18 protein-coding genes are annotated in these 22196 nt (G+C 41.2%); all 18 read left to right on the top strand.

Translation table 11 applies throughout. The features are described from left to right. The first annotated feature begins 63 nt into the window (after positions 1-63). Positions 64-321, top strand: a complete 258-nt coding sequence (locus LCD34_RS16195; protein ID WP_008344693.1) for a DUF3243 domain-containing protein — start codon at positions 64-66, stop codon at positions 319-321. Between the two features lie 131 nt (positions 322-452). Further along, positions 453-1244 (top strand): DUF3388 domain-containing protein, encoded by a 792-nt coding sequence (locus tag LCD34_RS16190; protein ID WP_003211480.1) that lies wholly within the window; start codon positions 453-455, stop codon positions 1242-1244. 23 nt (positions 1245-1267) lie between these two features. Further along, positions 1268-2179, top strand: a complete 912-nt coding sequence (locus LCD34_RS16185; protein WP_072367246.1) for a helix-turn-helix domain-containing protein — start codon at positions 1268-1270, stop codon at positions 2177-2179. Positions 2180-2252: 73 nt separating this feature from the next. Next, positions 2253-2834, top strand: coding sequence for a CDP-diacylglycerol--glycerol-3-phosphate 3-phosphatidyltransferase (gene pgsA / locus LCD34_RS16180; protein WP_008344688.1), 582 nt, complete (start codon positions 2253-2255; stop codon positions 2832-2834). A 16-nt stretch (positions 2835-2850) separates the two neighbouring features. Beyond that, entirely contained in the window at positions 2851-4101 is a 1251-nt protein-coding gene (locus tag LCD34_RS16175; RefSeq protein ID WP_007499480.1) for a competence/damage-inducible protein A, read from the top strand. Between the two features lie 177 nt (positions 4102-4278). Beyond that, positions 4279-5322 (top strand): recombinase RecA, encoded by a 1044-nt coding sequence (recA, locus tag LCD34_RS16170; protein ID WP_007499478.1) that lies wholly within the window; start codon positions 4279-4281, stop codon positions 5320-5322. Positions 5323-5622: 300 nt separating this feature from the next. Then, positions 5623-7185, top strand: a complete 1563-nt coding sequence (gene rny / locus LCD34_RS16165) for a ribonuclease Y (protein ID WP_003211958.1) — start codon at positions 5623-5625, stop codon at positions 7183-7185. An 89-nt stretch (positions 7186-7274) separates the two neighbouring features. Beyond that, positions 7275-8069, top strand: a complete 795-nt coding sequence (locus tag LCD34_RS16160; protein ID WP_008344680.1) for a TIGR00282 family metallophosphoesterase — start codon at positions 7275-7277, stop codon at positions 8067-8069. Positions 8070-8271: 202 nt separating this feature from the next. Beyond that, positions 8272-8532 (top strand): stage V sporulation protein SpoVS, encoded by a 261-nt coding sequence (spoVS, locus tag LCD34_RS16155; RefSeq protein ID WP_003211281.1) that lies wholly within the window; start codon positions 8272-8274, stop codon positions 8530-8532. A 203-nt stretch (positions 8533-8735) separates the two neighbouring features. Next, a complete protein-coding gene (locus LCD34_RS16150; protein WP_224559753.1) occupies positions 8736-11780 on the top strand; it encodes an efflux RND transporter permease subunit in 3045 nt (1014 codons plus the stop codon). Positions 11781-11957: 177 nt separating this feature from the next. Continuing rightward, positions 11958-13022 (top strand): L-threonine 3-dehydrogenase, encoded by a 1065-nt coding sequence (tdh, locus tag LCD34_RS16145; RefSeq protein WP_048002214.1) that lies wholly within the window; start codon positions 11958-11960, stop codon positions 13020-13022. Beyond that, complete coding sequence (locus LCD34_RS16140; RefSeq protein ID WP_116306873.1) at positions 13019-14200, top strand: glycine C-acetyltransferase; 1182 nt, start codon at positions 13019-13021, stop codon at positions 14198-14200. Before tdh ends, LCD34_RS16140 begins: the two co-directional genes overlap by 4 nt. Positions 14201-14357: 157 nt before the next feature. Further along, positions 14358-15884: a tRNA (N6-isopentenyl adenosine(37)-C2)-methylthiotransferase MiaB gene (miaB, locus tag LCD34_RS16135; protein ID WP_007499471.1), complete on the top strand. Its 1527-nt coding sequence runs from the start codon at positions 14358-14360 to the stop codon at positions 15882-15884. Between the two features lies 1 nt (position 15885). After that, positions 15886-16320, top strand: a complete 435-nt coding sequence (locus LCD34_RS16130; RefSeq protein ID WP_008344661.1) for a RicAFT regulatory complex protein RicA family protein — start codon at positions 15886-15888, stop codon at positions 16318-16320. A gap of 248 nt (positions 16321-16568) precedes the next feature. Then, positions 16569-17114, top strand: a complete 546-nt coding sequence (gene cotE / locus LCD34_RS16125; RefSeq protein WP_007499466.1) for an outer spore coat protein CotE — start codon at positions 16569-16571, stop codon at positions 17112-17114. Between the two features lie 124 nt (positions 17115-17238). Next, positions 17239-19815 (top strand): DNA mismatch repair protein MutS, encoded by a 2577-nt coding sequence (mutS, locus tag LCD34_RS16120; RefSeq protein ID WP_224559752.1) that lies wholly within the window; start codon positions 17239-17241, stop codon positions 19813-19815. Positions 19816-19837: 22 nt separating this feature from the next. Next, positions 19838-21739, top strand: coding sequence for a DNA mismatch repair endonuclease MutL (mutL, locus tag LCD34_RS16115; protein WP_224559751.1), 1902 nt, complete (start codon positions 19838-19840; stop codon positions 21737-21739). Between the two features lie 201 nt (positions 21740-21940). Next, positions 21941-22114 carry a hypothetical protein gene (locus LCD34_RS16110; protein WP_158082758.1) on the top strand — a complete coding sequence of 58 codons (174 nt, stop codon included), beginning with the start codon at positions 21941-21943 and terminating at the stop codon, positions 22112-22114. Positions 22115-22196 lie beyond the last annotated feature (82 nt).

Raw genomic sequence — 22196 nt, 5'->3', positions numbered from 1 at the left:
TAATTCGTCTCTCCATGACAAAAGCTATGGCTGTAATTCATCTTTTCGAATGGAGGAATCGACATGTCTGTACTTGAGAGCTGGGACCATTGGAAAAACTTTTTAGGTGACCGTTTAAATCATGCACAGGATAAAGGTTTATCAGATGATACCATCAATAACCTTGCGTATGAAATTGGCGGATACCTGGCTAATGAAGTTGAAGCAAAGAATGAGCAAGAAAGAGTACTTTCTGACCTTTGGAGCGTTGCATCAGAAGATGAGCAGCGTGCCATTGCAAACATGATGGTCAAGCTAGTTGAAAATAATAGCTCGCACTAAACAAAAAGAGAGGTCGTTTGTGCCTCTCTTTTTATTTTAACCGTTTAGCAACATTGTGCTTTCTAAAAATGTGAAAATGCTTTATGATAAAGGAAGGTAAAAATTTGCCACAATGAAGGGGGTAATATCATTTGGCAAAGCTCGAATGGTATTTTGAATATGAGATACAGGTGAACCGTCCCGGACTTTTAGGAGACATTTCTTCTTTAATGGGGATGCTTTCAATTAATATTGTGACAATTAATGGTGTTGATGTATCAAGACGCGGCATGCTTCTTCGATGTGACCACACAGACCAAATTAAGCGGCTTGAATCAATTTTAAATACAATGGAAACGATAAAAGTAACGAAACTAAGACAGCCAAAACTTCGTGACCGTTTAGCTGTTCGTCATGGAAGATACATTCAGCGTGATGCGGATGACAAAAAGACGTTCCGTTTTGAAAGGGACGAGCTTGGTCTACTTGTCGATTTTATGGCTGAATTATTTAAAAAAGAAGGACATAAATTGATTGGAATTCGCGGAATGCCGCGGGTTGGAAAAACAGAATCAATTGTTGCTTCAAGTGTATGTGCCAGTAAGAGGTGGCTGTTTGTATCGTCGACTCTTTTGAAACAGACCATTCGCAGTCAGCTGATTGCAGATGAATACAGCCCAGATAACGTCTTTATTATTGATGGGATTGTGTCGACAAGAAGAGGTTCTGAAAAGCACTTGCAGCTTTTAAGAGAAATTATGAGACTGCCTGCTACAAAGGTGGTAGAGCATCCAGATATCTTTATTCAAAATTCAGAATATACAATGGATGATTTCGACTACATCATTGAATTGCGTAATAGTGCAGACGAAGAAATTACATACGAGCACGCAGAAGAACCACAAGTATTTGATCATTCTGGTTTTTCTGGCTTCGATTTTTAATATGGTAATGGTAGGTGTTTGTTTTGACTGAATTGGGAAAACGGCTCGTTGAGGCCAGAGAGGAAAAAGGGATGTCGCTGGAGGATTTGATGGCGGCTACCAAAATCCAAAAGCGCTATTTGCTAGCAATAGAACAAGGAAACTATGATATCATTCCAGGTAAATTTTACGTCAGAGCGTTTATTAAACAATATGCCGAAGCCGTTGGACTGAATCCTGAACAATTGTTCGAAGAGTTTCGTAAAGATGTACCAAGCACGTATAACGATGAAGTGTCTGATAAATTATCAAATATTAAACCGCAACGAGAGCTGCCAAAGCCTGCCTCAAAGGTACTGGAGCTGCTTCCGACGATTTTAATCATTGGAGGGATCCTTGTGGTGATCGCTATCATTTATGTGATCGTTCAAGCGGTTAATCATGATAGCGGACAGAAAAATAATCAGGCGGCTCCTCAGCAATCAGAATCAAAATACGAAGTGTCTAAGGATTCATCGCTTGCAAAGGATCAAAAGAAAAAGGAAAAAGCTTCGTCAGATGATCAAGAAAAATCATCTGAAAAAGACGATTCCTCAAAGGATTCATCTAAAGACGATAAAGATGTTTCTTTGAAGGCGACGAATACAGAGGGTTCTACGACAACGTATGAAGTATCAGGTGCAGAAGAGATGGAGCTAACCATTTCTGCCTCACAAGCTTCATGGCTTCGTGTGAGAGACGAATCTGGAAAAGTGCTGAAGATGGGTGAATTGAAAGATGGCGAATCGTTTAAAACAGACTTGACTGATCTTTCCCAAGTCGATATCCGCTTAGGAAATGCATCGGGAATCGATATTAAAGTCAATGACGAAACGCTGAAGTACGAATTAGACCCTAAAAACACCATGACACAAAACATTGTGATTGTGAATAAAGGAAAGGAAAAGTCATCTTAAGCAAGTAGATGACTTTTCTTTTGTTCCTACTATTATATACATAAAAAAATGCTTTATTGGAGGATTGGAATTCATGTTTAACTTACCGAATAAAATTACTCTTTCTAGGATCGCCTTGATTCCTGTGTTTATGTTGATTATGCTTGCTCCATTAGATTGGGGTGTTGCGCGCTTTGGTGACGTCAGCATCGAAGTCACTCACCTTGTTGGAGCGATCTTGTTTATTGTCGCTTCGACAACCGACTGGATTGATGGTTACTATGCACGTAAGCTCAATTTAGTCACAAACTTTGGTAAGTTTTTAGATCCGCTTGCAGATAAATTGCTTGTTTCAGCGGCTTTAATTATACTTGTTCAATACAATCTCACACCGGCATGGATGGCAATTGTAATCATTAGCCGTGAATTTGCTGTAACAGGTCTAAGGCTTGTCTTAGCTGGAGGCGGTGAAGTGGTCGCAGCCAATATGCTTGGAAAAGTGAAGACGTGGGCGCAAATCATTGCGATTTCGGCACTTCTTTTGCATAACCTGCCGTTTGAACTTGTATCATTCCCATTTGGTGATCTTGCTATGTGGGTAGCGGTGTTCTTCACTGTTGTCTCAGGCTGGGATTACTTTGCGAAAAACTGGGAAGCCTTAAAGAATTCTAACTAAAAAGGACGTGTACGCTTTGAAGTCAGAGAGAAAAGCAGAAATTATTGCAGTCGGTTCCGAACTTTTGCTAGGGCAAATTACGAATACGAATGCACAATTCATCAGCAAACAACTAGCTGAAATTGGTGTGAATGTTTATTACCACACAGCAGTTGGTGACAATCCAGAGCGTTTAAAAAGGGCCATTCAAGTGGCACAGGAAAGATCGAATTTTATTATCTTCTCAGGGGGTCTTGGACCAACGAAAGATGATTTAACAAAAGAAACCATTGCGAGTACGCTCGGTAAAGAGCTTGTGCTAAATGAAGAAGCATTTGAGTCTATTCAAGAATACTTCCGTAAAACCGGACGTGATATGTCACCGAACAACCGTAAACAGGCGCTCGTTCTAGAGGGATCTGATGTGCTCGTAAACCGTTTCGGAATGGCACCTGGTATGTTTATACAAGAGGGAGATACGTTTTACATTCTGCTCCCTGGACCGCCAAGTGAATTGCATCCGATGTTTGAAAACGAAGCGAAGCCGCTTATTTCTGAAAAACTCGGCCTAAAGGAAAAAATCGTGTCTGTTGTCTTGCGTTTCTTTGGCATCGGTGAATCTCAGCTGGAAACAGATCTTGAAGATTTAATTGATGCACAGACCAATCCGACGATTGCACCGCTTGCAGCTGACGGGGAAGTGACGCTAAGGCTGACAGCCAAGCATGAGGATGAAAAAGAAACAGAGCGTCTGTTAAAAGAAACAGAAGCACAAATTTTAGAACGGGTCGGCGAGTACTTCTACGGATATGGTGATACATCTCTTGCCTTTGAAGCTTCAAAGGCCTTGCATGAACACGGGAAAACAGTAGCAGCAGCTGAAAGCCTGACTGGTGGTATGTTTTCAGAGTGGCTGACAGATCTCGAAGGGGCATCATCCATTTTAAACGGTAGTGTGGTTTGTTACACAAATCAAGTCAAGCAGCAAGTGCTGGGCTGCCGTGAAGAAACATTGTCTTCTCATGGTGCTGTCAGCAAAGAGTGTGCGTTAGAGCTCGCAGAAGGCGTTAGAAAACTGACGGGAAGCGATATCGGTATTAGCTTTACAGGTGTGGCAGGTCCTGAACCACACGAAGGACAGCCGGTTGGAAAAGTATTTATCGGGCTATCGACAAAAGATCAGACAGACGTGTTTGAATGGATGTTTACTGGCAGCCGATCAGGCATTCGCAAGCGTGCTGTGAAATATGGTTTGCACCACCTTCTCAAATTATTAAAAGAAAGTTAATTTTGGTTTTTATGAGGTTTACTCCTTTATAAAAGAGCGTTTTTTCTAATAGAAACAGCTCTTTTCTTAAATAATCTGCCAAGAAAAAATCGAATATGTGTTCGTTTTTTTCTTGGCAAATGACGTAAAACAAGGTATAGTATAGATAGTGGAATTGATAAAGGAGGAAACAATAGAATGAGTGATCGTCAAGCAGCCTTAGATATGGCTCTTAAACAAATAGAAAAACAGTTTGGTAAAGGCTCTATTATGAAACTAGGAGAGCAAACAGATACACGTATTTCAACAGTACCTAGTGGTTCGTTAGCACTTGATACTGCGCTTGGAATAGGTGGATACCCTCGCGGCCGTATTATTGAAGTATATGGTCCAGAGAGTTCTGGTAAAACGACAGTAGCACTTCATGCGATTGCTGAGGTTCAGCAGCAGGGAGGACAAGCTGCATTTATCGATGCGGAGCATGCGCTAGATCCAGTTTACGCTCAAAAATTAGGTGTCAACATTGATGAGTTATTGCTTTCTCAGCCGGATACAGGAGAACAAGCACTTGAAATTGCAGAAGCACTTGTTCGTAGTGGTGCAGTTGATATTGTTGTCATTGACTCAGTAGCTGCTCTTGTACCAAAAGCAGAGATCGAAGGAGACATGGGAGATTCACACGTTGGTCTTCAAGCACGTTTGATGTCTCAAGCACTTCGTAAACTATCTGGTGCTATCAACAAATCAAAAACAATTGCGATCTTTATTAACCAAATTCGTGAAAAAGTAGGGGTTATGTTTGGTAATCCTGAAACAACGCCTGGTGGACGTGCACTTAAGTTCTATTCATCTGTTCGTTTAGAAGTACGCCGTGCTGAACAGTTGAAACAAGGGAACGACATCATGGGGAACAAAACGAGAATTAAAGTTGTGAAAAACAAAGTGGCACCGCCATTCCGTATTGCCGAAGTAGACATTATGTACGGTGAAGGGATCTCGAAAGAGGGAGAAATCATCGACCTTGGAAGCGAACTAGATATCGTCCAAAAGAGCGGGGCTTGGTATTCTTATCAAGAGGAACGTCTTGGACAAGGACGTGAAAATGCGAAGCAATTCCTAAAAGAGAATAAAGACATTCTTCTTATGATTCAGGAGCAGATCAGGGAGCACTACGGTTTGGATACAAACGGAGTGAAATCAACTGACGAAGAAGGACAAGAAGAATTGGAATTGAATGACTAAAAAGACGCTGAAAAGCGTCTTTTTTTTACAATTACATAACAGCTAGCGGGTCAAAAGTTCTGTCTTTGCTTGAAATAACGACTTACGCCTTAGTCTGACTAGCTTGACAAGTATTTCCGACACAATTACAATGGGAATGTATCACTTGTTTTTCTTAACATGATTGATAACTAATTTAAACTTGACAAGGGCAGTGAGGATCTCATTCCCTGTGAAGGCCCTGTATGTTGAGACACAAAACAATGTACATGCCGACACTTTATTTGTAAAACCAAGTTCATAGCAAGAGGAGGTGAAAATATGTCGCCTACGATGTTTACGATCATCTCCATTTTGCTGAGCCTAATCTGTTTAGTTGTTGGCTACTTTGTTCGTAAAACCATTGCAGAAGCAAAAATATCCGGCGCAAGAAACATGGCCGAACAAATTGTTGAGGATGCAAAGCGTGATGCGGAAGCATTGAAGAAAGAAGCGCTCTTAGAAGCGAAAGATGAAATTCATTCGTTTCGTGTAGAGGCGGAGCAAGAAGTTCGTGAAAGACGTAATGAGCTTCAAAGACAAGAAAACCGTTTACTTCAAAAAGAGGAAAACCTTGATCGCAAGGACGAATCTTTAGATAAACGGGAGTCCCTGTTGGAGAAGAGAGATCATTCTCTGAATGAACGACAACAACATATTGAAGAGATGGAAAGCAAAGTGGATGATATGATTCGTTTGCAGAAAGCTGAGTTGGAGCGTATTTCTAGTCTAACTCGAGATGAAGCGAAACAAATCATTCTGGATCAAGTTGAAAATGAGCTTTCCCACGACATTGCAGTCATGACGAAAGAATCTGAAAACCGGGCGAAAGAAGAGGCTGATAAAAAAGCGAAAAACATTCTTTCACTTGCGTTACAGCGTTGTGCAGCTGATCATGTAGCTGAAACAACAGTATCTGTAGTCAATCTTCCAAATGATGAGATGAAAGGTCGTATTATCGGACGTGAGGGACGAAATATCCGTACGTTAGAAACGTTAACAGGTATTGACCTGATCATTGATGATACACCTGAAGCTGTCATCTTATCGGGCTTTGATCCGATAAGACGTGAAACAGCTAGGATAGCTCTGGACAAGCTAGTCCAGGATGGACGTATTCATCCTGCACGAATTGAAGAAATGGTGGAAAAATCACGCCGTGAAGTCGATGATTATATCCGCGAGATGGGTGAGCAAACGACATTTGAAGTCGGAGTTCACGGTTTGCATCCGGATCTCATCAAAATTCTCGGTCGCTTAAAATTCCGTACTAGTTATGGACAAAATGTCCTGAAGCATTCAATTGAGGTTGCACATCTTGCAGGTCTCATGGCTTCAGAGCTTGGAGAAGATGCAAAGCTTGCAAAACGAGCAGGTCTTCTGCATGACATTGGAAAAGCCATTGATCATGAAGTAGAAGGAAGCCACGTGGAAATTGGCGTTGAGCTTGCGACGAAATATAAAGAGCATCCTGTTGTCATCAACAGTATTGCATCTCACCATGGTGACCAAGAACCGACATCTATTATCGCTGTTCTTGTTGCGGCAGCCGATGCATTATCTGCAGCACGCCCTGGTGCAAGAAGTGAGACGCTTGAAAATTACATTCGGAGACTTGAGAAATTAGAAGACATCTCTGAATCTTATGAAGGTGTTGAAAAATCGTTTGCGATACAAGCTGGACGTGAAGTGCGTATTATGGTGAAGCCAGATTCAATTAATGATCTTGAAGCTCACCGTCTAGCAAGGGATATTCGTAAGCGGATTGAGGACGAGCTCGATTACCCTGGTCACATTAAAGTGACAGTTATTCGAGAAACTCGCGCAGTAGAGTATGCAAAATAGAGCGGTGCGCTTAGCGCCGCTTTATTTTTTTGTGTAAATATGCAACACTGATAAGAAGATCATTTTATAAGAGAAAGGGTTCAAAACGTATGAAAATATTATTTGTTGGAGATATCGTTGGTTCACCTGGCAGAGATACACTGAAAGAATACTTGCCAAAGCTAAAGAAAAAATATCAGCCACACTTTACGATTGTCAATGGAGAAAATGCGGCTCATGGGAAAGGTCTTACTGAAAAAATCTATCACGAGCTGCTTCAAGCTGGGGCTGATGTGCTCACGATGGGGAACCATACATGGGATAAAAGAGACATTTTCGATTTCATCGATGATGCACCCCATATTGTTCGTCCGGCAAACTTCCCGCAAGGTACACCAGGGAAAGGGCTTACTTTTATTAAAAAACAAGGTAAAGAACTAGCTGTCATCAACTTGCAAGGCCGCACATTTTTACCTCCGATTGACTGCCCATTTCAAAAAGTAGATGAGCTCATAGCAGAAGCTTCAAAACGTACACCGTTTATTTTTATTGATTTTCATGGTGAAGCCACAAGTGAAAAGCAAGCAATGGGTTGGTATACAGATGGCCGTGCATCATGTGTCGTTGGAACACATACACATGTTCAAACAGCAGATAACCGCGTCTTGCCAAAAGGAACTGCTTATATTTCGGATGTTGGCATGACTGGTCCTTATGACGGTATTTTAGGTGTTGATCGGGAAACGATTATTAAACGATTTAAAACGAGCCTCCCTGTCCGTTTTGAAATTGCAGAAGGCCGCACGACATTAAGTGCAGTGATCGTAGAAATTGACGAATCGTCGAAAAAAGCTGTCAAAATTGATCGAATTTTGATAAATGATGACCATATTTTCTTTGAATAAATATTCACATATTTATTTCAGAAAAATATTAATCAGAAAGAAGGAATATGCGCCCTCTATCGTGAATATAGTAAAAATGGTAGGTAGCCTGCTATTTTTGAAAAACATTTTGGGGATGGATTTTCAAAAAAATAGCAACATCTAACAAAGATTGTTCTAATGAACACTCACTTATCCATTGTAAATTTAAGGGGGAGCAAAAATGGAAATTTTAAAAGTTTCAGCAAAGTCAAATCCAAATTCAGTAGCAGGAGCATTAGCCGGCGTTTTACGTGAACGCGGTGCAGCGGAAATACAGGCTATCGGCGCTGGAGCACTGAATCAGGCGGTCAAGGCTGTCGCCATTGCAAGGGGATTTGTTGCGCCTAGCGGAGTGGATTTGATATGCATTCCAGCCTTTACTGACATTCTTATCGATGGAGAAGAAAGAACAGCAATCAAACTGATTGTTGAACCACGATAATTCTAATTTTATTATTTTCAACCTGCTTACATCATGTAAGCAGGTTGTTTTTGTTTACCGCTATACATTTCTCATATAACATATTTCTTTCACAAAATAGATAGAAAATGACATATTAGAGCTTGCATTTTTTCACCATGATGATAAATTAAGATTAAGTTGAAAATACTTCATCAAAAATAAATATTTAAGTAGGTGAAATAATGATCGAAGCTTTTTTAAAAAGGGGAAAGCTTGTTTTTATTTTATTTTTTATCGTTCTCATTGCTGGAGGTTATTTGTTTACACAGCTTCCTAAACGAGAACTGCCAGAGTTTCAAGCAAATATTGTAACCATTTCGACTGTTTTCCCTGGTGCTGATGCAAAACAGGTAGAAAGTGATGTCACCAATAAGCTCGAGTCGGCCATTTCTGATATCAATGGTGTAGAGAAGACAAGCTCTGTTTCTGCTATTGGTTTCTCAAATATTGTGCTTGAAATTGATGATCAAGCCGATTTTCAAAAGGTGGCAAGTCAAATCAAGAGTGAAACCTCAAATGCCGCCTCTTCTTTTCCAGATGGTGTGATGGAGCCAGATGTAAAGGATGAGTTTGGCAATGTGCCAGTTGGTTCTTATATGATTGTAGCAAGTAACTCATCTGATTTAGCAAAAAGTCAGAAATCGCTGCGTGCGTTAAAAGAAAAAGTGGAGGACATCAAAGGTGTTGATGGAGTTGTCATCAAAGGATTCAATGACAAACAAGCAATATTGAACTTGGATTCAAGTAAACTGGAGGATAACGGGTTAAACGTGACCGATGTCACAAATGCCATCAATCAAGAATTTGACACATCCCCTCTAGGTGACGTCCAGGCAGCTGGAGAAAAGGTCAAGCTGTCCATTGATGCCTATGATCGTTTAGATCAAATCAAAAAGATTGAGATTTTCTCAAAAACGAGCCGCAAGCCTGTTACAATCGGTGAGCTTGGTCGTTTAAAAGAAGTAGAAAAAGAGAAAAGTGATATCGTTTCATATAACGGAAAGCCAGCCTATTCATTTACAGTCAATATCAAGCCGGGACTGGATATTCCTAAAATGTATGACAAAGTCAGTGCGGTCATTGAAAAAGAGAAAGAGCTGCCAAATGGTGTGGATTGGATAGACTACTATTCACAAAAAAGTGAAGTGGATTCCATTTTTAACGATTTAATCAAAGAAGCGATCGTGGCCATCATCGCCGTCATTATCGTCACCACACTTGGTCTAACCATTGGTGGTGCGTTTATCGTTTCACTTGCGATTCCGCTATCCATAACGATCGGAACCATCCCGCTGCCGTTTTTACAAGTGGACCTTAATCAAATTTCAATTATTGGCTTTATCATTGCGCTAGGGATACTTGTAGATGACGCCATTGTCGTCAACGATAATATTTTGAGGCAGATGAAAAAATACGAAAGTCCGCTTAAAGGAACAATTGCAGGTGTAAAAGAAGTGGCTGGATCTATTTTAACGTCAACACTGGCTGTTGTCTTTGCCTTCTTGCCGCTTGTTTTCCTTTCTGGTGCGAACGGTTCATTTATTCGAGCGTTACCGTCTGTTCTAGTCACAACTGTACTTGCGTCAATGGTCATTTCATTGACACTTGTGCCAGTGTATCAATATACAGCAAACCGAAAAAGAAAGAACAAGAAGATTCAAAAAGAACCGGGCTTTTTAGGCAAACCATTAAAAAGGTTAGCCGATTTTTATGCAGATCGAGTACTGACAAACATCGTGAAGCGGCCACTTCTCATTGGATTAAGTGGTTTGCTCGTAGCCACACTTGCCTTTTTGCTTATTTTCGCCACACCATTTGAGTTTTTCCCTGCGGCGAATAAGAAAGAAGTTGTTGTCACTGTGACACTTCCAAGTGAAACAACCTTAGATAAAACGAATGACACATTAGAGAAAATAGAACAAGAGATCAAACAGCAAAAAGGCATTGAAGAGACGGCCATTTTTGCAGGCGGCGGTGTGCCGAACTTGTTTAATGAAAGTATCTCAAACGCAAGTGATCATACGGGTCAGGTTGTTGTCAGAGTAGACAATGAGCAGATGACAAGCAAAGCATTGATCGATCGTATGACAGAGCCATTGCGAAAGAAATTTAAAGATGCTGATATCTTTATGAAAACCATTGTTCAAGGACCACCAACGGGAGCGCCTGTGACCGTCACTGTTGCAGGAGAACAATTTTCAAAACTCGTTGATGTGAAAGAGAAGCTCACAAAAGAAATGAAAGAAAGCGGAGCGAGCCTGATCACAGACGATGTCAATCAGCCGGTGAAAACCATCTCATTTGAATTAAATCGTGACCGAATGGCAGAGGATGGGCTCACTGCTCAGTTTGTCAGCAGACAGCTTGGCCTTGTTACAGAAGGAATTCCATTAGGCACCTTTAAACAAGGAACAGATGACATCGACCTCGTAGTGAAACAAGACATGAGCACACATCAAAACGGACTGAAGCTAAAAGACATCAAGGTGCCTGTGAGTGCAAATGAGGGTGGCATTCCTCAATTGGAGCCGCTTAGCCGATATGTAAAGGAAAAAGAAACAGAGCAGTATGAAAGCATTCCTCATGAAAACGGGATGCCGACGATCACGTTAAAGGCATATCCTGGTACATCAGATACGTTTAAAGAGGATATGACAGAAGTCGTAAATGAAGTTGGGAAAAGCGATGCAGCGAAGAATTTGACCATTTCTCAGGGCGGAGAAAATGAAGATCAAACCCAATTCTTTATTGAAATTAGTCTCTTATTTGGGGTAGTTTTGCTGCTCATTTATGTGACCATCGCTTTCCAATTCAATTCACTCATGCTTCCGCTTTTAGTTCTTGGAACGGTTTACTTAGCGATATCCGGCGCCATTATTGGACTATTTGTCACTCAAACGCCGTTTAGCTTTATGGCCACAATGGGGATTGTCTCATTGGCAGGTATTGTTGTCCGAAATGCGGTCGTTTTGTTTGAATTTATTGAACAGAGGCGCAAGCAAGGTCTCGATCAACGAACAGCTGTGATTGAAGCGGGGAGAGCAAGGATTAGACCTATTTTGCTGACAGCATTTACAGCACTTGTCGCTCTTATGCCCGTTGCTTTAAGTAATGATCCGCTCTTTAAACCGCTAGCGATCTGCATCGTATCAGGTGTCTTTTTCTCAACGATTCTGACACTACTGATTGTGCCGGCTTTGTATGTGGCCGTTTCAAAAAAACACTGACAACTTAAAAGCAAATCTCCGAATAAAAGGAGATTTGCTTTTTTTTTTAGAAAAATATCTAAAAAAATATGTGGAGTGTTCATTTGTCTTCTCCTGAAAGACATCGGTATTTACGTCTAAAATAAGACATGATAAGATCGGATTGGGAGAAGTTTTTTAACAAAGGGGTTGTACGTCATGTGTGGAACGATGAAAGCGATTGTTAAAAAAGAAAGCGCTTACGGAGCGACGATGATGGAAATGCCAATTCCAGAAATAAGGGATCATGAAGTGCTTATCCAAGTAAAGGCTACATCGATATGCGGAACGGATGTGCATATTTATAATTGGGATGATTGGGCGAAGGGGAGAGTCAAAGCACCGTACATTTTTGGTCATGAATTCACAGGGGAAGTTGTCAAAACGGGGAACCAAGTCTCACGAGCAAAAGTAGGGGATTTTGTATCGGCTGAGACGCATATTGTCTGTAATCAGTGTTATATGTGTTTAACGGGTCAGCAGCATTTGTGCAGCGAAACGAAAATTTTAGGGGTCGACATTGATGGCTGTTTTGCTGAATATGTCAAAGTACCAGAACAAAATGTGTGGCATAATCCAGCTCAAATGCCAGTGGAACTTGCATCTATTCAAGAACCGCTTGGAAATGCTGTTCATACAGTTCTGCATACACCTGTTTCAGGAAAGTCAGTGGCGGTTTTTGGCTGTGGGCCCATTGGTTTAATGGCGATTGCGGTTGCAAAAGCCTCCGGGGCTGTCCAAGTGTTCGCTGTTGATAAAAATGAATACAGACTGGATCTTGCCCGTAAAATGGGTGCAGATCATATCGTGGATATCGGAAAAGATGATCCTGTTGCCATGATCAAGCAGCTCACGCGGATGGAAGGGGCAGACGTGATGTGTGAGATGTCAGGACATCCCGTTGCGATTAATCAAGCACTCGAAGCTTGTGCAAATGGAGGGAAAGTGAATATACTAAGTTTGCCAGAGCGGCCGGTAACCATTGACATTACGAATCAAATTGTTTTTAGGGGATTAACCGTGCAAGGGATCACGGGGAGAAAAATGTTTGAGACGTGGCGTCAAGTATCTGAACTTTTAAGAACGAATACCATTGATGTACAGCCGGTTGTCACCCATACGCTGCCATTTGAAGATTTTGAAAAGGGATTTGAACTCATGAGAAATGGTACGTGCGGGAAGGTCGTACTGATCATGCCATCATATCAAAGGGGGACGAAATGATGAAAGAATTTACGTATTTACAAGATGAATTGGGCACAATGAAGCAGCAAGGCACCCATCAAACACTGAAAGAAATCGATTCCAAACAATCATCCACGGTGACATTAAATGAACAATCCGTCATACAACTCTCTTCAAATAACTACTTAGGTCTCACCTCACATCCAAGGCTGATGAAAGCGGCAAAAGAGGCGATTGATGAATTCGGTGCTGGAACAGGATCTGTACGAACCATTGCTGGAACGATGACAATGCATGAACGGCTTGAAAAAAAGCTCGCAGCTTTTAAAAAGACAGAGGCAGCCCTCGTATTCCAATCAGGCTTTACGACCAACCAAGGGGTCTTATCCAGTATTCTCACAAAAGATGATATTGTCATTTCAGATGAGCTGAACCATGCCTCAATCATCGATGGGATTCGCTTAACAAAGGCAGATAAAAAAGTATATGCTCATTCTAATATGGAAGAGCTTGAGAAAATATTAAAGAAATCGATGAATTACCGCGTCCGTCTTATCGTGACAGATGGTGTGTTCTCAATGGATGGAGATATTGCACCGCTTCCTGAGATTGTAAGACTTGCAGAAGCATATGATGCCTTTGTGATGGTAGACGATGCCCATGCGTCTGGAGTACTTGGTGAAAATGGCCGCGGAACAGTGAATCATTTTCAACTTGACGGCAGAGTGCATATTCAGGTTGGCACACTTAGTAAGGCAGTTGGTGTGCTAGGCGGTTACGTCGCTGGTTCTGCCGTTTTAATCGACTATTTAAAGCATAAAGCAAGACCGTTTTTATTCAGCACCTCACATCCGCCGGCTGTCACAAGAGCCTGTGAAGAAGCCATTGAAGTGTTGTTAGACGAACCGGAGCGCATTGAAACACTTTGGGAGAACGCGGCCTATTTTAAAGAAAAAGTCATCGGTCTTGGATTTGAGGTGGCACCAACAGAAACGCCTATTATTCCGATGATGATTGGAGACGAGGCACTCACTTTCCGTTTTTCAAAAGCATTAATCGAGCGCGGCGTTTTCGCTCAAGGCATTGCTTTTCCAACTGTAGCGAAAGGAAAAGCGAGAATTAGAGCCATCATCACAGCAGAGCACACAAAAGAAGAGCTTGACCGTGCACTGACAATCATCGAAGAAGAAGCAAAAAAACTGAATATACTTGATTGAGAGAGCTGAGGCTCTCTTTTCTTTTGATCAAGAGTATTGATGACTGTCCAGATGATAGACATTTTTCATAGAAAAAACACATATGAATTTATTTTCATTTCACGACAAAATAGTCTATACTGTAGGGTGGAGCTTGGTTTGAAAGGAGTACAAATTCATGAATGAAGAGCAGAGAAAAGCGAGCGGACAAGTAAGTTCATCGGACAAAAAATCCGAGAAGGACTACAGCCAGTATTTTGAAGCTGTGTACATTCCGCCTTCCTTAAAAGATGCAAAAAAACGGGGTAAAGAAGAAGTCGAATACAATCAATTTCAAATTGACGAGCGGTTTCAAGGGTTAGGGAACGGCCGCAAGTTTTATATTCGCACATATGGCTGTCAAATGAATGAGCATGACACAGAAGTGATGGCTGGTATTTTTATGGCGCTTGGTTATGAACCAACAAATTCGACTGAAGATGCGAATGTCATCTTATTAAACACTTGTGCCATTCGTGAGAATGCAGAAAACAAAGTGTTTGGAGAGCTTGGTCATTTAAAAGCATTAAAGCGTGAAAAGCCAGATTTAATCTTAGGCGTCTGCGGATGCATGTCGCAAGAAGAATCGGTCGTTAACCGTATTTTAAAGAAACACCCATTTGTTGACTTGATTTTCGGTACCCACAACATTCACCGCCTGCCAGAGCTATTATCTGAATGCTACCTTTCAAAAGAAATGGTCATTGAGGTTTGGTCTAAAGAAGGCGATGTGATTGAAAATCTTCCGAGAGCCCGCCAAGGAAAAATTAAGGGATGGGTGAATATTATGTACGGCTGTGATAAATTCTGTACATACTGTATCGTCCCTTACACGCGCGGTAAGGAAAGAAGCCGCCGTCCGGATGAAATTATTCAAGAGGTCAGACGCTTAGCAGCAGAAGGATATAAAGAAATTACCCTTCTTGGTCAAAACGTGAATGCGTATGGAAAAGATTTTGAAGACATGGAATATGGTCTTGGTCACCTAATGGATGAGCTGCGTAAAATCGATATTCCACGTATCCGTTTTACAACAAGCCACCCGCGTGACTTTGATGATCACTTAATTGAAGTGCTTGCCAAAGGCGGAAACCTTCTCGATCATATTCATTTGCCGGTTCAATCAGGAAGTTCTTCTGTGCTGAAACTCATGGCAAGAAAATACGACCGTGAACGTTACCTTGACCTAGTGCGCAAAATCAAAGAGGCAATGCCAAATGCTTCATTAACAACGGACATTATCGTTGGGTTCCCAAATGAAACAGATGAGCAGTTTGAAGAGACGCTTTCCCTTTATCGTGAGGTTGAGTTTGATGCGGCTTATACGTTCATTTACTCTCCAAGAGAAGGAACACCAGCAGCCAATATGAAAGACAACGTGCCAATGCGTGTCAAAAAAGAACGTCTGCAGCGCCTGAATGCACTCGTAAATGAAATTTCTGCGAAGAAAATGAAGGAATATGAAGGGCAGACTGTCGAAGTATTAGTAGAGGGTGAAAGTAAAAACAACCCTGAGATCCTAGCCGGATATACAAGTAAAAGCAAGCTTGTGAATTTTAAAGCACCAAAAGAAGCGATTGGCAACATCGTCAAAGTGAAAATCACACAAGCCAAAACTTGGTCTCTTGACGGAGAAATGGTTGGAGAAGCTATCGAGGTGAATTAAAATGACGCTTTATTCAAAGAAAGAGATTGTCGAGCGCGCAAGAGAGCTCGCGAAAATGATTTCTGAAACAGAAGAAGTTGATTTCTTCAAAAAAGCAGAAGCGCAAATCAATGAAAATACAAAAATTGCAGCGATCATTAATCAAATTAAGGCGCTTCAAAAGCAAGCTGTGAATTTAAAGCATTATGGCAAACATGAAGCCTTAAAACAAGTGGAAGAAAAAATTGATGCCCTGCAAGAAGAACTGGATGAGATCCCAGTGATTCAAGAATTCAAAGAATCACAAACAGAGGTTAATTCCCTGCTTCAGCTTGTAGCGCACACGATTTCTAATCAAGTAACGGATGAAATCATTCTTTCAACCGGCGGTGACCTTTTATTAGGAGAAACCGGTTCAAAAGTGAAAAACTCATCCCCAAGTTGCTCCATTAAATGAGAAAACCCCGCAGATGCGGGGTTTTTTGTTTTCTGATGTAAGAATTGCATACCTTCTTTCTCCTTCAGCTTCCATCAACCCCAATCTCTCACTCTCCAACTTTTCCAATTTTCAAGGCAAGTTTATGGGCGACCATGCATACACTGAAACAGAAATGAATTTAATTGAACATGAGACTCAAAATCGTGACACACTAGACGAATGCCCAGCATAAGATAAAACGATCAAGAACAAGGAGGCATGCCGGAATGTCTGAATACAGAGAAATTATTACAAAAGCGGTGGTTGCAAAAGGGAGGAAATTTACCCAAAGCACACACACCATTTCTCCATCGCAAAAACCAACCAGCATCCTAGGCGGTTGGATCATTAATCATAAGTATGATGCTGAAAAGGTCGGTAAAACAGTTGAGATTGAAGGTACATTTGATATTAACGTGTGGTATTCTTACGCAGACAACACGAAAACCGAAGTGGTCACAGAACGTGTAAAATATGTAGATATCATCAAACTGAGATATAAAGATAAAAACTTCCTTGATGATGAGCACGAAGTGATTGCGAAAGTCTTACAGCAGCCCAATTGCTTAGAAGTCACCATTTCTCCAAATGGCAATAAAATTGTCGTTCAAGCAGAGCGTGAATTCATTGCTGAAGTAGTAGGGGAAACCAAAATTGTTGTAGAAGTCAATTCAAGCTGGAAAGAAAAAGATGATCACGAATGGGAAGAAGAAGTGGATGAGGAATTAGAAGATATTCATCCAGAATTCCTCGCAGGTGATCCAGAAGAGTAATTGATGACTAGGGCGCATATCTCCCTAGTTTTTTTGTGCTTTGATCTAGGGAAAAAAGGTGAATTTTTATGCTATAATGAAAGATGGTATGAATTCGAAAGTAATATAGTGAGGGATTAGAAATATGGCAAGTTATACGCCCATGATACAGCAATATTTAAAGATCAAGGCAGATTACCAAGATGCCTTTTTATTTTTTCGCTTAGGCGATTTTTATGAAATGTTTTTTGATGATGCAAAAGAAGCAGCACAAGAATTAGAAATTACGTTAACGAGCAGGGATGGCGGCACGATTCCAATGTGTGGTGTTCCATATCATTCTGCGTCTGCATACATAGAACAACTGATTGAAAAAGGCTATAAAGTCGCCATTTGTGAGCAGGTGGAAGACCCTAAAACGGCAAAAGGTGTGGTCAAAAGAGAGGTCGTTCAACTAATTACACCAGGTACGGTCATGGATGGCAAAGGACTGAATGAAAACGAAAATAACTTTATCGCGTCTGTTTCCAGCTTTCAAAATGGCTACGGTCTTGCGCTTTCCGATTTATCAACAGGTGAAAACATGGCGGCTTTCATTGAACGGTTAGATGAAGTTGTGTCTGAAATTTATTCTGTCGGTGCAAAAGAGATTGTGGTATCAAAGCAGCTCGATGAAGAAACGGTGAAAACCTTGAAGGAACGCTGCCAAGCGACCATCTCATACGAAGATAGCGCTGAATTAATAGATGAAGCTGAACGACTCGTTGCTCATCTTGACGAACATCTGAAAAGAGCATTTTTAACACTCTATGCATACTTAAGAAGAACGCAAAAAAGGAGTCTTGATCATCTTCAGCAAGTTCAAGTGTTTCAGCTTGAACAAACGATGAAAATTGATCTTTACTCAAAGCGAAACCTTGAATTAACAGAAACCATCCGTTCAAAAAGCAAGAAGGGTTCTTTATTATGGCTCTTAGATGAAACAAAAACGGCAATGGGCGGAAGATTGCTGAAGCAATGGATCGATCGTCCGCTCATCCGCCTTTCACAAATCAAAGAACGCCAGGAAATGGTGCAAATTTTGATGGAACATTTCTTTGAGCGAGAGGATCTGCGAGAACGTTTAAAGCAAGTGTATGATCTTGAACGTCTAGCAGGCCGTGTGGCATTTGGAAATGTGAATGCCCGAGATCTTATTCAATTGAAAGAATCTCTCAAGCAAGTGCCGGCTATTAAAGAGCTTGTCCATTCTCTCCCGGAGGAAATGGCGAAATCTAGAGCAAATGACATTGACCCATGCGGTGATTTACTTAATTTATTAGAAGATGCTCTTTATGAGAATCCGCCGATGACGTTAAAAGAAGGCAATTTGATTAAAGATGGCTACAATGCAAAATTAGATGAATATCGTGATGCGAGCCGAAACGGGAAAGATTGGATCGCTCGTCTTGAACAGCAAGAAAGAGAATATACAGGCATTCGATCGTTGAAAGTCGGCTTTAATAAAGTGTTTGGCTACTATATCGAAGTGACCCGTGCAAATACGCATTTATTAGAAGAAGGCCGTTATGAAAGAAAACAAACCCTTGCCAATGCAGAGCGGTATATTACACCTGAATTGAAAGAAAAAGAAGCCCTTATTCTTGAGGCGGAATCAAATATTAGTGAATTGGAATATGAACTATTTTCTGCGCTTCGGGAACAAGTAAAAGCCTATATTCCTAGATTACAGTTGCTTGCAAAACAAATGAGTGAGCTTGATGCGCTGCAATGCTTTGCCACTGTGAGTGAAAAACGGCGTTATGTTCGCCCTGAATTTTCATCAGATGAAGTGGAAGTCATTGATGGTCGTCATCCTGTTGTTGAAAAAGTGATGGATCATCAAGAGTATGTGCCGAATGACTGCCAAATGGGCAAAGGGAGACAAACCTTGCTCATTACTGGTCCGAATATGTCAGGGAAAAGCACATATATGAGACAAATGGCATTGATCTCGATTCTTGCGCAAATCGGCTGTTTTGTGCCAGCATCAAAGGCAACCCTTCCGATTTTTGATCAAATCTTTACACGCATTGGGGCGGCAGATGATTTGATTTCTGGTCAAAGTACTTTTATGGTAGAGATGCTTGAAGCAAAAAATGCGATGGTACATGCGACAAAGAACAGTTTGATTTTATTTGATGAAATTGGACGCGGGACAAGCACTTATGATGGAATGGCTCTTGCACAGGCAATCATTGAATTTGTGCATGATCATATTGGTGCCAAAACCCTTTTCTCCACTCATTATCATGAACTGACGGTACTGGAATCCCAATTAAGCGAACTGAAAAATGTCCACGTACGAGCAGAAGAACATGAAGGGACAGTTGTTTTCTTACATCAAATCAAAGAAGGAGCAGCGGATAAAAGCTACGGCATCCATGTAGCGCAGCTTGCTGAACTGCCTGATGCGATCATTGATCGAGCCCAGACCATCTTAACGGAGCTTGAGAGCGGATCACATGAAGTGATTCCGAGCGTCTTTAAAGCCCCGAAACAAGAAATGGCTGAGGAAAAACAGCAGCTTTCTTTCTTTGAAGTGGAAGAAAAACCGCAAACAAAACCTGTGCTGAAAAACAAAGATCAAGCAGTGATCGAAGAATTGAAGTCATTTAATTTAATGGATATGACACCGCTTGAAGCGATGACAAAGCTATATGAATTGCAAAAGAAATTATAATGTAAGGTGAGGTGAGCAAGAAATGGCAAAGATTATTCAGTTATCCGATGACCTATCAAATAAAATTGCAGCTGGTGAAGTGGTCGAACGCCCGGCTTCTGTTGTGAAGGAGCTCGTGGAAAATGCGATCGATGCTAGTAGTACTGTCATTGAAATCGATGTAGAAGAAGCAGGACTTTCTTCTATTAGAATTATTGATAATGGGGTGGGAATCGATGCTGAAGATTGTAAGCTCGCCTTTCAGCGTCATGCGACGAGTAAAATCAAAGATGAAAATGATCTGTTTCGTGTCAGGACGCTCGGTTTCAGGGGGGAGGCGCTGCCAAGTATTGCCTCCGTCTCTCACTTAGAAATGAAGACAAGTACCGGTGAAGGTGCTGGAACACACTTAGCTCTCCAAGGCGGGAAGATCATTTCGGAGAAAAAAACCACTGGCCGTCGCGGCACCGAAATTGTGGTCACCAATTTATTTTATAATACGCCAGCCCGTCTAAAATACATGAAAACGGTTCATACGGAGCTTGGCAACATTTCTGATGTTGTGAACCGAATTGCACTTGCTCATCCAGAAGTGTCGATTCGTTTGCGACATCAAGGAAAAGTGCTGCTTCAAACAAATGGAAACGGAGATGTGCGGCATGTGCTTGCGGCCATTTATGGAACGGCAGTGGCCAAAAAAATGCTGCCACTACATGTACAATCACTTGATTTTGAAGTGAAAGGCTATATTTCCTTACCAGAAGTGACAAGGGCATCACGTAATTATATGTCTTCTGTTGTCAACGGTAGATATGTCAAGCATTTCCCGCTGGTGAAAGCCATTCATGAAGGATACCATACACTGCTCCCGATCGGACGCCATCCGATTACATTTATTGAGATGAAGATGGACCCCATTTTAGTCGATGTGAACGTACATCCTTCTAAACTTGAAGTACGACTTAGTAAAGAGCAAGAACTTCATGAGTTGATCAAACAAGGGATTAAGGACGTCTTTCAAAAGCAGCAGCTCATTCCAAGTGCTTCAGTGCCAAAAAAAGCACCAATGCCAGCAGTGAAAAATGAGCAGCAGTCCTTATCTTTTGATTCTAAACAAACAATGAAAAGCCGAATGGAAACACCTGTTTCCTATGAGCCGGACTCACTCGCATCGGCTGTATACGAGACCAGTCAGAACGACACATACGGGGTGCGTGAACCGGAAAGTACGGAAGCGCCTTTACCAGCATCGTCTGAAGAAACGTTTGACCATGTATATGTAGAGGAATCTGCAGCTTCGCATGAACAACATGACGAAGTGATACTGGAAGACAGTGCAGCCCAGCAACAGGATGAAAGTGAACGTGTCCCTGTGATGTATCCGATTGGACAAATGCACGGAACGTATATTTTGGCTCAAAATGAACGCGGTCTTTATATCATCGATCAGCACGCTGCCCAAGAGCGAATCAAGTATGAGTACTTTCGTGAAAAGGTAGGAGACATTGAACAGGAAGTGCAAGAAATGCTTGTTCCATTAACCTTTCACTACTCAAAAAACGATATGTTGATTATTGAAGAGCATATCGATATTTTAGCAAAAGTAGGGGTCTTCTTAGAGCCATTCGGATCAGGCAGCTATATCGTTCGATCGCATCCGCAGTGGTTTCCTAAAGGAGAAGAGGCTGAACTCATCGAAGAAATCATTCAGCAAGTACTTGATGAAAAGCGTGTGGATATCAAGAAACTGAGAGAAGAAGCGGCGATCATGATGAGCTGTAAAGGCTCGATTAAAGCAAATCGTCATTTGCGTCACGATGAAATCAAAGCCTTATTAGATGAACTCCGGCAAACAGAAGACCCATTTACATGTCCGCATGGCCGGCCGATTATGATTCATCATTCCACATATGAAATGGAGAAGATGTTTAAACGGGTCATGTAGCAAGGTTTAAGATGGTGGGTGAATCGGTTTGCCCACCAATTAATTTTTCAATCCGATAGTTTGGTTCGTGTTTTTGTGATGTGAAGATAAACATCTGCTGTCATGTTGTAAGGATAACCCCTTTCCTCAAATGGATAGGGGTTTTTGTTATTTGGTTATACGATTAGGTGTAGCGTGATATGATTGTAAAAAGGAGGGAATATGATGACATTCAAAAAAGCGTTCAATATAGGTTACTTTGTTTTGCTCTTATCTTTTTTTGTCGTATATTTTTTGCTTCCAGTCGACCAACTATTTACCGCAATGATGATTCTAACCTTACTATTTGGCGTATATCAATTTGTGATTTTTAAAAAACTAAAAGAGCAAAAATAATAATAAAAAACGCCATATATGGGTTTGCCAACTAAATGATGACAGACCATAATGAGATATGGTGTAACAAATGAGATATGGT

Source organism: Bacillus sp. RAR_M1_44 (genome assembly GCF_020165935.1).
Lineage (GTDB): Bacteria > Bacillota > Bacilli > Bacillales > Bacillaceae > Bacillus > Bacillus altitudinis.
Note: the sequence above shows the minus strand (reverse complement) of the source record. Positions and strands in the feature narration are given on the sequence as shown.

Excerpts from the sequence above, each read along its gene's own strand:
- LCD34_RS16195 (WP_008344693.1), top strand. The coding sequence starts at position 64 with ATGTCTGTACTTGAGAGCTGGGACCATTGGAAAAACTTTTTAGGTGAC.
- pgsA (WP_008344688.1), top strand. The coding sequence starts at position 2,253 with ATGTTTAACTTACCGAATAAAATTACTCTTTCTAGGATCGCCTTGATT.
- recA (WP_007499478.1), top strand. The coding sequence starts at position 4,279 with ATGAGTGATCGTCAAGCAGCCTTAGATATGGCTCTTAAACAAATAGAA.
- rny (WP_003211958.1), top strand. The coding sequence starts at position 5,623 with ATGTCGCCTACGATGTTTACGATCATCTCCATTTTGCTGAGCCTAATC.
- LCD34_RS16160 (WP_008344680.1), top strand. The coding sequence starts at position 7,275 with ATGAAAATATTATTTGTTGGAGATATCGTTGGTTCACCTGGCAGAGAT.
- spoVS (WP_003211281.1), top strand. The coding sequence starts at position 8,272 with ATGGAAATTTTAAAAGTTTCAGCAAAGTCAAATCCAAATTCAGTAGCA.
- LCD34_RS16150 (WP_224559753.1), top strand. The coding sequence starts at position 8,736 with ATGATCGAAGCTTTTTTAAAAAGGGGAAAGCTTGTTTTTATTTTATTT.
- tdh (WP_048002214.1), top strand. The coding sequence starts at position 11,958 with ATGTGTGGAACGATGAAAGCGATTGTTAAAAAAGAAAGCGCTTACGGA.
- LCD34_RS16140 (WP_116306873.1), top strand. The coding sequence starts at position 13,019 with ATGATGAAAGAATTTACGTATTTACAAGATGAATTGGGCACAATGAAG.
- miaB (WP_007499471.1), top strand. The coding sequence starts at position 14,358 with ATGAATGAAGAGCAGAGAAAAGCGAGCGGACAAGTAAGTTCATCGGAC.
- LCD34_RS16130 (WP_008344661.1), top strand. The coding sequence starts at position 15,886 with ATGACGCTTTATTCAAAGAAAGAGATTGTCGAGCGCGCAAGAGAGCTC.
- cotE (WP_007499466.1), top strand. The coding sequence starts at position 16,569 with ATGTCTGAATACAGAGAAATTATTACAAAAGCGGTGGTTGCAAAAGGG.
- mutS (WP_224559752.1), top strand. The coding sequence starts at position 17,239 with ATGGCAAGTTATACGCCCATGATACAGCAATATTTAAAGATCAAGGCA.
- mutL (WP_224559751.1), top strand. The coding sequence starts at position 19,838 with ATGGCAAAGATTATTCAGTTATCCGATGACCTATCAAATAAAATTGCA.
- LCD34_RS16110 (WP_158082758.1), top strand. The coding sequence starts at position 21,941 with ATGATGACATTCAAAAAAGCGTTCAATATAGGTTACTTTGTTTTGCTC.